At 40.7% G+C, this 14,162-nt stretch carries 14 protein-coding genes; 9 read left to right on the top strand and 5 right to left on the bottom strand.

What is annotated here, in order from left to right:
• The first annotated feature begins 8 nt into the window (after positions 1 to 8).
• From EFB00_RS04230 to manA, 3 genes are all read left to right on the top strand, one after another.
• On the top strand, positions 9 to 755 hold the full coding sequence (locus EFB00_RS04230; protein ID WP_122645674.1) for an amino acid ABC transporter ATP-binding protein: 747 nt from the start codon (positions 9 to 11) through the stop codon (positions 753 to 755).
• A 219-nt stretch (positions 756 to 974) separates the two neighbouring features.
• On the top strand, positions 975 to 1,988 hold the full coding sequence (locus EFB00_RS04225; protein WP_122645673.1) for a serine hydrolase domain-containing protein: 1,014 nt from the start codon (positions 975 to 977) through the stop codon (positions 1,986 to 1,988).
• A 46-nt stretch (positions 1,989 to 2,034) separates the two neighbouring features.
• Positions 2,035 to 2,985 carry a mannose-6-phosphate isomerase, class I gene (gene manA, locus EFB00_RS04220; RefSeq protein WP_122645672.1) on the top strand — a complete coding sequence of 317 codons (951 nt, stop codon included), beginning with the start codon at positions 2,035 to 2,037 and terminating at the stop codon, positions 2,983 to 2,985.
• Positions 2,986 to 3,048: 63 nt separating this feature from the next.
• Here manA and EFB00_RS04215 read toward each other — a convergent pair whose 3' ends face one another.
• Together EFB00_RS04215 and EFB00_RS04210 are read right to left on the bottom strand one after the other, a co-directional pair.
• Positions 3,049 to 4,107, bottom strand: a complete 1,059-nt coding sequence (locus EFB00_RS04215) for a LacI family DNA-binding transcriptional regulator (protein WP_122645671.1) — start codon at positions 4,105 to 4,107, stop codon at positions 3,049 to 3,051.
• A 24-nt stretch (positions 4,108 to 4,131) separates the two neighbouring features.
• Complete coding sequence (locus tag EFB00_RS04210; RefSeq protein ID WP_122645670.1) at positions 4,132 to 6,438, bottom strand: glycoside hydrolase family 65 protein; 2,307 nt, start codon at positions 6,436 to 6,438, stop codon at positions 4,132 to 4,134.
• Between the two features lie 361 nt (positions 6,439 to 6,799).
• On the opposite strand from EFB00_RS04210, the gene EFB00_RS04205 reads away from it, so the two are divergent.
• Positions 6,800 to 7,540 carry an exonuclease/endonuclease/phosphatase family protein gene (locus EFB00_RS04205; RefSeq protein ID WP_122645669.1) on the top strand — a complete coding sequence of 247 codons (741 nt, stop codon included), beginning with the start codon at positions 6,800 to 6,802 and terminating at the stop codon, positions 7,538 to 7,540.
• A 41-nt stretch (positions 7,541 to 7,581) separates the two neighbouring features.
• Here the strand turns inward: EFB00_RS04205 and EFB00_RS04200 are convergent, their stop codons facing one another.
• The 3 genes from EFB00_RS04200 to EFB00_RS04190 form a co-directional block, all read right to left on the bottom strand.
• Complete coding sequence (locus tag EFB00_RS04200) at positions 7,582 to 8,277, bottom strand: type 1 glutamine amidotransferase (protein ID WP_122645668.1); 696 nt, start codon at positions 8,275 to 8,277, stop codon at positions 7,582 to 7,584.
• Positions 8,270 to 9,622 (bottom strand): Mur ligase family protein, encoded by a 1,353-nt coding sequence (locus EFB00_RS04195; RefSeq protein ID WP_122645667.1) that lies wholly within the window; start codon positions 9,620 to 9,622, stop codon positions 8,270 to 8,272. The genes EFB00_RS04200 and EFB00_RS04195 overlap by 8 nt, the downstream gene beginning before the upstream one ends.
• A 129-nt stretch (positions 9,623 to 9,751) precedes the next feature.
• Positions 9,752 to 11,158, bottom strand: coding sequence for a TrkH family potassium uptake protein (locus tag EFB00_RS04190; RefSeq protein WP_122645666.1), 1,407 nt, complete (start codon positions 11,156 to 11,158; stop codon positions 9,752 to 9,754).
• A gap of 312 nt (positions 11,159 to 11,470) precedes the next feature.
• Here EFB00_RS04190 and EFB00_RS04185 point away from each other — a divergent pair, with 312 nt between their 5' ends.
• The 5 genes from EFB00_RS04185 (at position 11,471) to EFB00_RS04160 (ending at position 14,132) form a co-directional block, all read left to right on the top strand.
• On the top strand, positions 11,471 to 11,866 hold the full coding sequence (locus tag EFB00_RS04185; RefSeq protein ID WP_122645665.1) for a GNAT family N-acetyltransferase: 396 nt from the start codon (positions 11,471 to 11,473) through the stop codon (positions 11,864 to 11,866).
• A 2-nt stretch (positions 11,867 to 11,868) separates the two neighbouring features.
• On the top strand, positions 11,869 to 12,264 hold the full coding sequence (locus EFB00_RS04180; RefSeq protein ID WP_122645664.1) for a GNAT family N-acetyltransferase: 396 nt from the start codon (positions 11,869 to 11,871) through the stop codon (positions 12,262 to 12,264).
• 317 nt (positions 12,265 to 12,581) lie between these two features.
• The gene (locus tag EFB00_RS04170) at positions 12,582 to 13,364 is read left to right on the top strand and encodes an acyl-[acyl-carrier-protein] thioesterase (RefSeq protein ID WP_122645662.1); all 783 of its coding nucleotides are present in this window, start codon (positions 12,582 to 12,584) and stop codon (positions 13,362 to 13,364) included.
• Positions 13,340 to 13,543 (top strand): hypothetical protein, encoded by a 204-nt coding sequence (locus tag EFB00_RS04165; RefSeq protein WP_122645661.1) that lies wholly within the window; start codon positions 13,340 to 13,342, stop codon positions 13,541 to 13,543. Before EFB00_RS04170 ends, EFB00_RS04165 begins: the two co-directional genes overlap by 25 nt.
• Before the next feature lie 82 nt (positions 13,544 to 13,625).
• Complete coding sequence (locus EFB00_RS04160; protein ID WP_122645660.1) at positions 13,626 to 14,132, top strand: P-loop NTPase family protein; 507 nt, start codon at positions 13,626 to 13,628, stop codon at positions 14,130 to 14,132.
• Positions 14,133 to 14,162: the final 30 nt, after the last annotated feature.

Raw genomic sequence — 14,162 nt, 5'->3', positions numbered from 1 at the left:
AGGAACTTATGTCGATCAAGATTCAAGCAATCAGCAAAAAATTTAATAATGTAGAAGTGTTAAAAAATATCGATTTAGAGATTCGGGACAATGAAACTACGGTGATCGTCGGTCCTTCCGGTTCAGGAAAGTCAACACTGCTTCGTTGTATGAATTTATTGGAGATCCCAGACAGCGGCAGTATCAGCATCGGAACGCAGCAAGTTGATTTTTCTAAAAAATTAGGGAAATCCGAGATTTTGGCGTTTCGTCGCCGAACCGGCATGGTCTTTCAAGGCTTCCATTTGTTTCCTCATCGAACTGTTTTGGAAAACATTACAGAAGGACCGATCTATGTTTTAGGCAAGAAAAAGCAAGAAGCAGAAGAACAGGCACAAATGCTTTTGGATCAAGTAGGACTAGCAGGAAAAGCTCAAGAATACCCTAATTATTTATCAGGTGGACAACAGCAAAGGGTCGCAATCGCCCGCGCATTAGCCCTTGAGCCGGAATTTCTGTTGTTCGATGAGCCAACCAGTGCGCTGGATCCAGAGTTGGAGTTTGAAGTTTTGAAAGTCATCTCTAATCTGGCTAAAAACGAACGCTCACAGATCATCGTTACTCATAATATGAATTTCGCCCGACGTGTCGCCGATCGGATCTTGTTTTTAGAAAACGGCAAAATCGCTTTTGACGGTACACCGGAAGAATTCTTCCATACAGATAATGAACGGATCAAACGATTCATTTCAGCAGTGACCTTTGAGGTAGAATAAGAAAAGTCTAGATCACAATCCAAAATCCCAACGCAGAAGACCGTTTTTCGTTTTGAAAAGTGGTTGTCAGCTGTCGTTGGGATTTTTTTGTATGTTTCATCAGGAAAAAATGGAAATGTTTCAAGGCAATCGGTTGAGTTATCGAGCTTTTTCTCGTACACTCAACATTAGATAGTTGAATAGATCAGGTGCAAGGCCTGATCAAAAGGGGTGTGAGAAATGTTTGCGAAAACCCAAAAAATGATTTTAGACAAAATGGAACAAGGTGTTTATCCCGGTGTCGTCTATGAGATGATCCACGATAAGAAAAAAGAGCGGGGTGTTTACGGTGACGCGGCGATCCTGCCTGAAAAAGTCCCTATGAAAGCAGAACTGCTTTTTGATGTAGCCTCATTGACGAAAGTAGTTTGTACAACGACAGTCGTGTTGAAATTGTGGGAAGCAGGCAGAGTAGATTTCGATCAACCGTTACAAAAATATCTGCCGGATTTTGCCAATTCAAAGATCACATTGCGGCATTTGTTGACCCATACCGCAGATATCGAAACTTGGATCCCTAACCGTGACCAGTTAGACAGTGAAGGACTGCGAAAAGCCTATTTAGGTTTGCAAAATGGCAAAAATATTGGCAGAGAAGTGAAATATACTGATGCCGGAACGATCCTTTTAGGTTTTATGTTGGAAGAAATCTACCAAAAACCAGTGACGGAAGTGTTTCAAACAGAAGTTTTGACGCCGCTGGCTATGTCAAACAGCAGTTTTACTCCCGTCGTTGAAAAAACTGTGCCCACACAGCAGCAGTCAGACGGCAGTATCTTACGCGGGATCACCCATGATCCGAAAGCACGAGTCTTAGGAAAACACGCGGGCAATGCCGGACTGTTCACTGACCTGACTGATTTGGAAAAATTTGCTGGGATGTATCTTGATTGGGGAATGGTCAACGGGCAGCCATTTTTGAAAAAAGAGACGATTCATTATTTGCTGAAGGATCAAACACCGACAGGCAATGGGCAGCGTTCTCTTGGATGGGACCTGAAATATATGGGAGAAAACCAACATCCTACTCTGTTTCATACCGGATATACAGGGACTTTTCTGTCGGTGGATCCATTAGAGCAGACTGCTTTTATCTTTTTGAGCAATCGCATTCATCCGAATGATTTCCGTGAGGATTATATTCGTGAAAGAGATGAAATTTTGGCGGTTTATCAAAAAGAAAGACTCCGCTAAAAACAAAAAATGCTATAATAAGTTGAGTAAAGAAAGGAGCAATACCATGGAACCATTATTTATGAAACCTGTTTTTCAAGAAAAAATCTGGGGAGGCAGCCGTCTGCGTTCTGTTTTCGGTTTTGACATCCCAAATGATAAAATCGGTGAGGATTGGGCAATCAGCGCGCATCCCCATGGCGTAAGCGTTATTGAAAACGGTCCATTTAAAGGAAAAAAACTGACAGAATTATGGGAGGATCACAAAGAACTTTTTGGAAATCCCAGCGAGCCGGTTTTCCCATTATTGATAAAAATTCTTGACGCTGAAGATGAATTATCTGTGCAAGTTCATCCAGACGATGCATATGGCATGAAACATGAAGGTGAACTAGGCAAAACAGAATGCTGGTACATCATTGATGCTGAACCAGGAGCAGAGATCGTTTATGGTCATACCGCGAAAACCCGCGAAGAATTAGCGGATATGATCCACGACGGTCGTTGGGATGACCTTTTGAAACGCGTACCAGTCAAAAAAGGTGATTTTTATTATGTTCCTAGTGGTACGATCCATGCTATCGGTAAGGGAATCATGATTTTAGAAACCCAACAAAGTTCTGACACCACGTATCGTGTATATGACTATGACCGAAAAGACGATCAAGGGAATACACGGGAACTTCACATCCAACAATCCATTGATGTGACAACAGTACCAGCCCTTAAACCAGTAAATAATATTACTGAGATCCGACAAGGAAAATCATCAGTGATCACTTATTTGAAAACGGATTTCTTCAATGTTTATGAATGGCAGGTCCAAGGACAACTTACGATCGATGCCCATGCACCATATACATTGATGACAGTGATCGACGGATATGGTCATCTAGTTGTGGACGGCCAAACTTACGAACTGAAAAAAGGCGCCAGCTGCATTTTGCCAAACGGAATCAACCGTTGGCAGTTAGAAGGCGAACTGAAAATCATCGCTTCTGAACCAGGAAACAAATAAAATCTTAGTCTTAGCAGATAAAAAAGACAGACCATTTTTGGTCTGTCTTTTGCTTTTATCCTGTCATTGATTGTTTTTGATTTTTCGCAAATCTAGAACGGTTTCTCGACGAATAAGTTTGTGAGGAACGATCATTTGGATACCGGAAGAGCCTTGTTGATTGATCTGTTCCATCAATTTTTGTGTAGCGATCTTGCCTAATTGAGCCACGTCAATATCTACGCTTGTCAGATAAGGATGGGTCAATGTAGAAAAAATCGAGTTGTTGAAGCTGACTACAGAAAGATCATCAGGCACTTGATAGCCGAACAAGTTCACCAGTTGCATCACCCGCACCGCGAAAAGATCATCGATCACTACTAGACCGGTAGCTTGTGTTTCTTTCAGTACTTCTTCAAAATTGACATAATCTTCCGGTCCTTCGAAAGTGATCGCAGGAAAGACTGGTAACTGAGCGATCATCAAGGCCTTTTGATAACCGAAATACCGTTCAAAATACAAATTTTCCCGCGTGACATTGGTGATGAACAAGATCCGTTCATGTCCGTTTTCAATCAGATGTTCGGTCGCTTGTTTCCCCAGCAATTGGTTGTCATTATCTACAAATACGATTTTGTCTTCATTTTTATAGGCTTGTCCGATCAATGCGAAAGGAATTTTATTATTAAACAGATAGTCGATCACAGGATCATGATTGTCGGAGTAGGTCAAAATAAAACCGTCTACTTGTTTTTGCAGATGCATTCGTTTGACATTTTCCAAAAGAATATCGAAATCAGGAGCGGAAGCGACTGCTACTGACATTTGGAAGCGGCTTGCTTCTTCATTGACAGCTTCGATAGTTTCCAGATAAAAGGGGTTGCCCAAACGTTCCTTGGAATCCAGCGGCGGCAGAATGACTCCGATGGCACTGGAGATTTGTTTTCCTAAGTTGCGGGCGGTCATGTTAGGAACGTAACCAAGCTCTTCCATAACTTGCCGGACTTTTTTCTTTGTCTCTTCTGATATGCTGGGATGATCATTGATCACGCGCGAGACAGTAGAAGTAGCAACCCCCGCTTTTTTTGCTACATCTTTGACGGTGATACTCATCGGCTTACGCTCCTTTTTTCTGTTTATCATAACAAAGTTTTTCCGAGGTTTCTATTACAAATAAAGAAATTCTGGATTTTCTTCTGATGCTTTATTCTCTGGGATTTCCACAGATAATTCATCTTTCAATATAGCTGGTTTTTCGTAAAGAGCGACTTCTAACGGTTCTCCTTCGACTAATTTTAAACGCACATTTTCTTCTGTGACTTTGACAGCAATCAAACGACCGCGATAATTGATATGGAACGCGTAATTTTCCCAAGTTTTCGGCAAGAAGGGTGCAAAACGCAATGACTCATGATCGGTCTTCATTTGCGCAAAACCTTGCACGATAGCCAGCCAACTGCCAGTCATGGAAGTGATATGCAGACCGTCTTCGGTATCGTTGTTGTAATTGTCCAGATCAAGCCGCGCTGTTCGTTCATACATTTCCAATGCTTTTTCTTCCATGCCCAACTCGGCCGCCAAAATAGCGTGGATACTAGCAGAAAGGGAAGATTCATGGACCGTCATCGGTTCGTAAAAATCAAAATTTTTCTGTTTTTCTTCCGGACTGAATTGATCTTGGAAGAAATAGATTCCTTGCAGGACATCCGCCTGTTTGATGAAGCAAGAACGCAAGATGCGATCCCAAGACCAGTTTTGATTCAATGGCAGATTAGAAGGATCAAGCTCTGATACCGGCATCAGATTTTTATCTAAGAAAGTATCATGCTGAACGAAGATCCCTAACTCTTTATCTTCTGGGAAATACATATTATCGATGATGTCTTGCCATTTTACTTGCTCTTCATCGGAGATTTCAACCAATGCCGTCTTTTCAAAGCGGCGGTAATTTTCTAATGTATAATCCAAGACCCAGACAGCCATTTTATTGGTGTACCAATTATTGTTGATATTGTTTTCGTACTCATTAGGACCAGTGACACCGTGGATCATGTATTTTTGTTTTCGTTTGGAATAATGAACTCGGTCTGCCCAAAAACGTGCGATAGCAGTTAAGACTTCCAATCCTTCTTTTTCCAAATAGCTTGTGTCGCCAGTATAGTTGGTATAATTGTAGATGGCATACGCGATAGCACCGTTACGATGGATCTCTTCAAAGGTGATTTCCCATTCATTGTGGCACTCTACACCGGTAAAAGTCACCATTGGATAAAGAGCACCCTTCAATCCTTGTTGTTGTGCATTGTGGAAAGCTTGCGGCAATTGGTTATGACGATATTTCAACAAGTTCAAAGTAACTTCTGGTTTGGCCAAAGCGAGATAAAGAGGCACTGCATACGCTTCTGTATCCCAATACGTAGCGCCGCCGTATTTTTCGCCGGTGAAGCCTTTTGGTCCGATATTCAACCGTTCATCATCACCATAGTAAGTAGAGAATAATTGGAAGAGATTGAAACGGATCCCTTGTTGTGCGACAGGGTTGCCGCCGATTTGTACATCAGCTAATTCCCAACGTTTTTTCCAAGCGTCGATCTGTTCGGATTTTAATTCTTCATAAGATTGATGGTATTGCGCGAACAAGTTATCAGCGGTTTCGACCTGCTCTTCCGGCAGCACATCACGGCTGGTCAATATGATCACTTTTTTATCTAAAGTGATAGTTTCGCCAGCAGCGGCTTGAAATTCGAAACGGTCACTGGCCATCAATGGGGTTGCGGTAGTTTCAGCACATTTTTCTTGATGCTGCATCGCGGCCGTAACTGTAAAACGTTCGATCTCAAAGCGGTTAGGGATGGTTTGGACAGTCAGATAGGTCATGTCATTTGTCACGCCGCAGTCGACACCTTCCCAGAACAATTCATCATAATTGCTGTCTTCATTGCGAACATTATTATCAAGCTGTGAAAGGACAGTGATTTTCGCGTCACCTTCTAATACTTCGGCTTGCATCCGGATCATCGCCAATTCTTTTTTGACGATACTCAAGAATCGTTCAAAATGGAAACGGACCTTAGCTTCTGCTAATTCTACAGTAAAGGAACGAGACAAGATCCCTTTTTCCATATCCAGTTCAAGATAAAAATCTTGAGGCGGGATCAGATTCAAATCGACTTTTTTATCATTGATAAAAAGATCCATCTTAATAAAATTGACTGCATTGATGACTTTGCCGAAATATTCTGGATAGCCGTTTTTCCACCAACCGACACGAGTCTTATCTGGATACCAGACGCCGGCCAGATACGTTCCTAAATGATGGTCGCCGCTGTAACTTTCTTCAAAATTTCCCCGCATCCCCATGTAGCCATTACCGATACTTGTTAAAGACTCTTGCAGCCGGCGATGCTCTTTACTTAATTCGGTTGTAGAAACTTTCCAAGGATCGATGTCGAATAGACGCTGGATCTGTTTCATTTGAGTTCCCTCCAATAGTCTGTTTGTTTACTTAATACTAAACGCAAACGGTTGCATAAGTCAAGAGGGATTTTTGAAAAAGTCAGAAAACTTATTTTGAACATCATCAAAAATAAGCAATAAAACCAATCATGATATAAGCTTTTTATAAAATTAGACTCTAAAATAAAATACTCAATCAGCAAAGAAGAAAAGAAATAAAATCACTTTGTTAACGAAACCGATTGCGTTAAGCTGTCGATTTTTATCAGAAATAAGTAAAAAGATCAGTGCCTGTATCTTCAAAAGAATTTTTAAAACATAGCTAGCAGCTAAAAATAATGGTACTCTGAGAATAGGCAGTGAAAAAGGGGCTTAGAAAATGACAAAAATTTTGACAGTGGATTTGAATAAAAAGTCCGCAGAAGAAGTACTAGAAGAATTAGCTGAAAAAATCATTGCGGAAGATTTTGATCTCGTCTGTTTAGAAGGCGTTTTTCAACAGGCGGAAGCATCACCGGGTTTTGTGGATGGATCCTATTGTTCTACCGGCAATGAAGCGATGATACGCGAGGATAATACGGCGTTGCGTTTAGTCGAGCTGCTTCAGATCCAAGACAGCGAGTATTATTGGACTTGGACGAATGATTTGGAGGCTGTAGAAAATCTGGAAACAGGCAGAGCGCTCCTATCTAAAGAACCGATCTTACCAAAGGAACTTTTAGTTGATGCCGCCAGCTCTGCAAGTTCTCAACAAAAATTGCTGACGGGACTTACTGAAGCGAATGGCAAGATGCTGCAATTGCTCATCGGAGATTTTTCTCAGGAAAAGGCGGATTCTTTTGATCAGCAGAAACTGAGTTCATTTTTAGAAGAAAAGAAATATCCTGTATTGCTTACCGGTACGTTTTCCGATTTGGAGGCTGCAGCAATAAGCAAGGATCTGACGTTGCAGGCAGTCAGTTATCCGATAAATGTTCAAGGAATGGAAGATACTGCTAAACGAAAAATGTACGAAGAAATTGCTTTTCTGACTTCACTTGAAGTGGAAAGTCACCAACTGGCTTTACTTGCGGAAGTGTCGGATCTTCCATTATATGGAAAAATAGTTATAACAAAATAAAAGAACTTGAGCCACAATAAGGTTGTGGTTCAAGTTCTTTTTTAGGCGATTTCTTCTAATGTCGGCAGAACTACATCTTTGCCGTATTTGTTTTCCAAAGCGGTTTTCAACAGACGGTAAGCCAGTTGTTCATTGCGAGCTAACAATGGTCCGTGGAAATAGGAGCCGTACACATTTTTGTAGATAACTCCTTCTGATTGATCTTCACCGTTGTTTCCGTGTCCGTCCACTACTTTGCCCAATGGTCGTTCGCCTTTTCCTAGGAAAGTCCGACCATTATGATTTTCAAAACCATAATATGTTTCGTTGAATTCTTCGTTGTGGATCACGATATCTCCGATAAAGCGGTTGTTGTCTTGACTCAATGTATAGTGATCCAACGCACCGATTCCTTCGATTTTTTCACCTTGGGCGCCCATATAGTAATGTCCTAATAATTGATAGCCGCCGCAGATCGCTAACATTACGCCTTCATCTTCGATATATTTGATCAATGCTTCTTTTTTGTCTTGGATATCTTGAGAAACGATCAACTGTTCAAAATCCTGACCGCCGCCAAAGAAAACCAGATCATATTTTTCAGGATCGAATTCCTGATGGATACTTACGACTTCGGTAGTCATATCGATACCTAATTTTTTAGCAAAATATTGCAGCATCAATAGATTTCCGTTGTCGCCATATGTGTTCAAAAGATTGCCGTAAAGATGGGCGAGGGATAATTCATACTTACCCACGATCCATTCCTCCTTTGATATAACCTTTTTCAGCTAATTTTTTCCGTAATTGCAAGACAGCTGTATATGTCGCCAAGATATATACATGTTCTGTCGGCAGTGACTTGATGTCTTCGATCACTTCATCGAGGTCTTTGGTCTCAGACAAATTCTCTTCTGGGATACCAGCGACTTTAAGACGCAGTGCCATGTCTTCATGCCGTTCACCGCCTGCGATCACTTTAGGGATATCCATCGCAGCAAATGCTTCGTGATTTCCGTCCCAGATCCAACTGATATCGATTCCGTCAGCATAATTGGCGTTCAAAAGACAGACTAAAGAAAATTCATAAGGTGATAAGCCGATCATATCAATAACTTGATTGAGACCAACCGGATTTTTTACTAACACCAATGTGCATTTTTTGCCGTCGATCTCGATCACTTCTTGACGTCCGAAGACTTTTTCATCATAAGCTAGCCCAGCTTTGATTTTTTCCGGTGCGACACCGTAATACTCAGCAACTGCTGTCGCGGCCAACGCATTATAAACATTGTACATACCGCCGACTGCGATCCCATATTCTTGACCATCGATGATGAAATCAGCAGAAGTATTGTCCATCGCCACCATTTTAGTCAAACGGTAGTCCAATTCAGGACGGTGGAAGCCGCAATTTGGACAATAATATTTACCAAGATTTGCATAAGTGATCATTTTGTAATGCAGGATGTGATGACAGTTAGGACACAATACGCCGTCAGTATTGTAGTGAGCCATTTGTTCTTCATCCGGCAAATGATCAAAACCATAATATTTGCGGGGATTGACCGTCTCTAATGAATTGAAGATTGGTGAATCGCCGTTGCTTAAGATCGTCGCATCAGGTGATTTTGCCGCACCTTCTACGATCAAGCGATAAGTAGTATAAATTTCACCGTAACGATCCATTTGATCTCGGAAAATATTCGTAAAGACGAATAATTTTGGTTTGATGTATTCAGTGACTTTGCTCAAGCTCGCTTCATCGATCTCTAATACGGCAAAGTTCTTTTGCCCTTTTTTTGGTTTGGCAGAAAGGAAAGTCGATACGATCCCCTGTACCATATTGGCACCTGTGGGGTTTGTCAGGACTTCATCATATTCCTGCTTCAAGATATTCACAGTCAAAGCCGTTGTTAAAGTTTTCCCGTTGGTCCCCGTGACAACGATCACTTCATAATCTTCTGAGAAATGCTGTAAAATATTAGGATCGATCTTCAGCGCTAGTTTACCAGGATAACTGGAACCGCCCTTCAGAAACGTTTTTAAAAACCATTGTGATGTCTTGCCGACTGTGATCGCCAGTTGACTTCGTAAACCCATATATATTTGCCTCCAGTTGAGTAAGTAACATTGTTGTAAAAATAAGTCAATTTATCATACCACAGTATGAGAAAAAAGTGACCGTTGTGTTTTTGTTTCCAGTGAAAGCTTAGAGAAAATTTTCCTTTATCAGCCGATAATGATCTGTTCGGTAGGATATTCGTAACCTAAATCTCGTGTTTCTTTCGGAACGAACAGCAACAAAGTATAGAGCATTCCGATCCGTCCGATGAACATCAAGATCGCAATGATCACTTTCCCAGTAGTCGTCAGATCGCTGGTGATCCCCAGTGATAAACCGGTAGTACCAAAAGCCGAGGTGACTTCCACGATGATGGCGATCAAAGGCTGATCTTCGATTGCTGTTAAGAAAAGAACGCTGAAAAAGCACATTCCTAAAGAAAGCATAAAAACGACTACTGATTTGCGGACATCTGTCTCGCTGATCCTGCGACCAAAAACGTTGATGTTGTCTTCGCTTTTTAAGAAGGAATAAAGATACAGTCCAATGATCGCAACTGTCGTCGTACGAATACCGCCGCCGACAGAACTGGGACTGCAGCCGATAAACATCAACAGTGAGAATATGATCAGTGTCGTGGTTTGAAATTGATTGAGATCATGGATCTGAAGACCGGCATTCCGAGTTGTCATAGAATAAAAAAGGCTATTGATCCATTTCGCACCAGGAGTCATGCCGGCAAATAAATGATTGTTTTCCAACATATAAATCAACAATGCTCCGCCAATAAATAAAATGACAAAAGCCAATACAGCAATTTTGGTAAATAGAGAGAAACGAAAAGGCAGCTTGCTCTTGTGCCGTTTTCTCTTATATAAAAACCATTCCCGTATGTCCATCAAGACCGGAAAGCCGATTCCGCCGATAAAAATCAAGATCATAATGGCGATCAAAAAGAAATAATCGTTGGCAAAAGGCCGGATCGAGTCGCCGGTAACGTCAAAGCCTGAGTTGGTCACAGCGGAAATAGATTGATAAAAACCATAAAAAATCGCGTCCCGCCAATTTTGATAATAACCTCGGATATAAAAATAAATCGAAAAAAGCACTCCAAAAGCAGCCTGCGCTGCTAAAAGTATGACAAAAGTCGTGCGGATCAATCGAACGATCCCGCTAAGCCGAGGCTGATTCATATCGGTCATGATCAATTGCCGCTGTTTTAGAGAAATTTTTCTTTTTGATACGATAAAAAAGAAAGTAGAAATCATCATGATCCCCAAACCGCCTACTTGAAATAAAATTTCCAGCAGCAGAACTCCGCGATCATTGAAGATATGATTGATATTGAAGGTTGACAGCCCTGTTACACTGACGGTACTGATGGCCATAAACAACAGATCAATAAAAGAAGCTTTGGAACCTGGCTGTCGAAAAATCGGCAAATAAAATAGGATCAATGACAAAATAGTCATTATCAGATAATAAAAAACGATCACTTGGATCGATGAAACATTGTTAGCAATAAAAAAGCGGCTTTTCCGCAAATTGCGCTGAAATAATCTCCGGATATCCATGGAATTCTCCTAACATAAAATTCGATAACTTAAGTATAGCAAACTTGTTCAAATTACGATATTTTTCCTTGTTTGTGTGAAATATCATTTTTTCTAAGGAATTTGTTCTTAAAAGAAATATTATTATTTGAACACAATTAATTCACAAATTCCAGTTATTCTATATCCATACCAACAAACAACCCAAACACTTTTCATTTTTAACTCCTTCCCCGCCTTTGTAAAAGGGCGGGGCCTTTTTTGCCACTCTATAAAAAAGAGTGGTTTTTTTGTGGAGAAAATCGCTATAATAGGGCAAAGCGAGGGATGGATATGGTGGAGTTAAAAGTAAATACAACAGTAGCACCAAAACAAATTGCGGAGATCTATCAAAGGGTTGGTTTTGACAAAGCAATCAACGATGAGAAGCGACTTCAGCGAATGTTGAGGGAAACACCTTTGATGATCAGTGTGTGGGATAATACGCGATTGGTAGGCTTTGTCCGCTGTTTGACAGATTTTGAGTATTTTTGTTATATCAGTGAATTGGCAATTCTTCCTGAATATCAAAGACAGAAAATCGGCAGTTGCTTATTGGCGGAGGTCCAGAATTATCTGGGGGAACGTGTCATGCTGACGTTGCGAGCAGAAGCAACAGCCCAAACGTTTTATCAAAAAATCGGATACGAAAAAACAGCCAATATGTTTCGAATTCATCGGGAGGGATAGTCATGATGACCATTGAAAAAAACAAAAAACTTTCTATTAACGAGATGCGCAGGATTTTTGAAAATTCTGGTATTCGACGACCAATTCACGATTTGCAACGATTAAAAAGAATGCGAGACAATGCTAATATTTTATACACCGCTTGGCAAGACGGAAAAGCAGTAGGTCTATTAAGAGGTGTTTCAGATGGTTCTTACTGCTGCTATATTTCTGATTTGGCAGTGGATAAAACTTATCAACGGCAAGGAATCGGTAAAAAGCTAGTGACGACATTAAGGCAAGATTTGGGTTCTAAGATTTCACTTGTGCTGCTTGCGGCACCTGAAGCAATGAATTATTATCCTAAACTTGGCTTTGAACAGGTGACAGATGCCTTTAAAGTGCTGAGGAAATATTGATTCATAACGGGATATTTTTTATAAAATCAAAGGAAAAGTTTTCAAAAAGCAGTTTTTTATCTCTAAAGTTTTTACTCAGATAACTTGTTAGATAAAAATATACGAACTCTTTCCCCGCCCTTGCGAAAGAGCGGGGCTTTTTTGCTGCTCTTTGAAAAAGAATGTACTTCTTATACCCATTTAAAGTCATCGAGAAGATACTACTGAATCTTGCATTTATTCAAGAAGATTTCCACACGGTTCCTATTTTTTTGTTTTGATTTTTTTCTTACTTTTGCTATGATACGGAGGCAAGCAAAATAGAAGAAGGTTATACAATGACAAAAAAATATACAAAGACGTTTCAAATAAATTACCCCGATATCGACCCATTTCAACAGCTTAAACTTTCCCGATTGTTTGATTTTTGTACAGTAGTTTCTTATGAACAAAGCGACCTTGTTGGGATCGGCCCGGCTTATCTATCACAACGAGGGATCAATTGGATCATTAATGAAGCGGAATGCTGGTTTGAGCGATTTCCACGGTATAAAGAGACCATCACTATCGATGTGTATGCCACAACGTACAATAAATTTTTTATCTATCGCCGTTTTGATCTCTTTGCGGAAGATCATCAGCAAATCGGTAGTATCTTGATGTCGCTTTCGCTGCTGCGATTAGAGACTCGCAAAATCTATCCAATTTCAGAAGAAGTCGGTGAAGCATTCGGCGCAGAATTTTCTAAACGGTTGTATCGCTTTAAACGAGCAGATAACAGTCAATTACCGGAAAATCCCGTGCACCAAATCCGGCCTAAGTACAGTCATTTAGACTACAATCAGCATGTTTATAATATCTATTATTACGAATGGATGCTGGACAGCCTGCCAATGGAATTCTTAAAGGAAAATCAAATCAAAGAGTTAGCGATGCGTTTTGAAGAAGAGATTGCGTTGGATGAACCGGTATCAGTCGTTTCCGCCATCACAGAAGATGAACCGATCACAACGGTCTTGGCGATAAAATCAGCGGAAAAAGAAAAAGCGATCGCAACGATCGTTTGGCAAAACGTTAATGCAAGGGAGGAAAATAAATGGAGTATGAACTTGCAGAATTAACAGAAGCAAAACGGCAGATCGATTCAACACTGCACAAGCTGTACGAAACGGTCAAAACCTTTGAGGCAAAAGAAAACGCGGCACGTTATAAATCTCAGATCACGTTGGCGAAACGGCGCATCAAAGCGTTTGAGATCGCGGTTTCTTTTATAGAGGCAGAAATTGCCAGAAAGTCATAAATAAAAATTTTTTCGAATCATTATATAGAAATTTTTATAAAAAGATCCACAGAAAAAGCGTTTAAAGAAAAGAGGGATTCAAATGAAGATCGCGATTTTAGGGTTTTCCGGCAGCGGAAAATCCACACTGGCTAGGTATCTTTCCAATACATTGAAGCTTCCTGTTTTGCATCTTGACACTGTCCAATTTACAAGCGGCTGGCAGGAACGAGAGCGATCCGAAGCCAAAGCGATCGTCGCCTCTTTTCTTGAAAAAAATGATTGGATCATTGAAGGTAATTATGGGAGCTTTTATCAGAAAGAACGCTTAGAACAAGCAGACTGTATCTTTATTCTGACATTTTCTCGATGGGCATCCTTACGCAGAGTGATCGCCCGCAGAATCAAGTATCACAACCAGACACGCCCTGATATGGCGCCAGGCTGTATTGAAAAAATCGATAGAGACTTTTTACGGTGGATCTTGTATGAAGGCAGAAGTACTGAAAAACAGCAGCATTTTGCGGCAATCGCGCAAAACTATCCGGAAAAAACACATGTCATCAAGAACCAGCGGCAGTTGGATGCTGTCTATCAAAGAAAAAGCTGAATCGGCAGACTGACAAAAAATTTGAAGAAA

Source organism: Enterococcus mediterraneensis, from assembly GCF_900604485.1.
Lineage (GTDB): Bacteria > Bacillota > Bacilli > Lactobacillales > Enterococcaceae > Enterococcus_C > Enterococcus_C mediterraneensis.
Note: the sequence above shows the minus strand (reverse complement) of the source record. Positions and strands in the feature narration are given on the sequence as shown.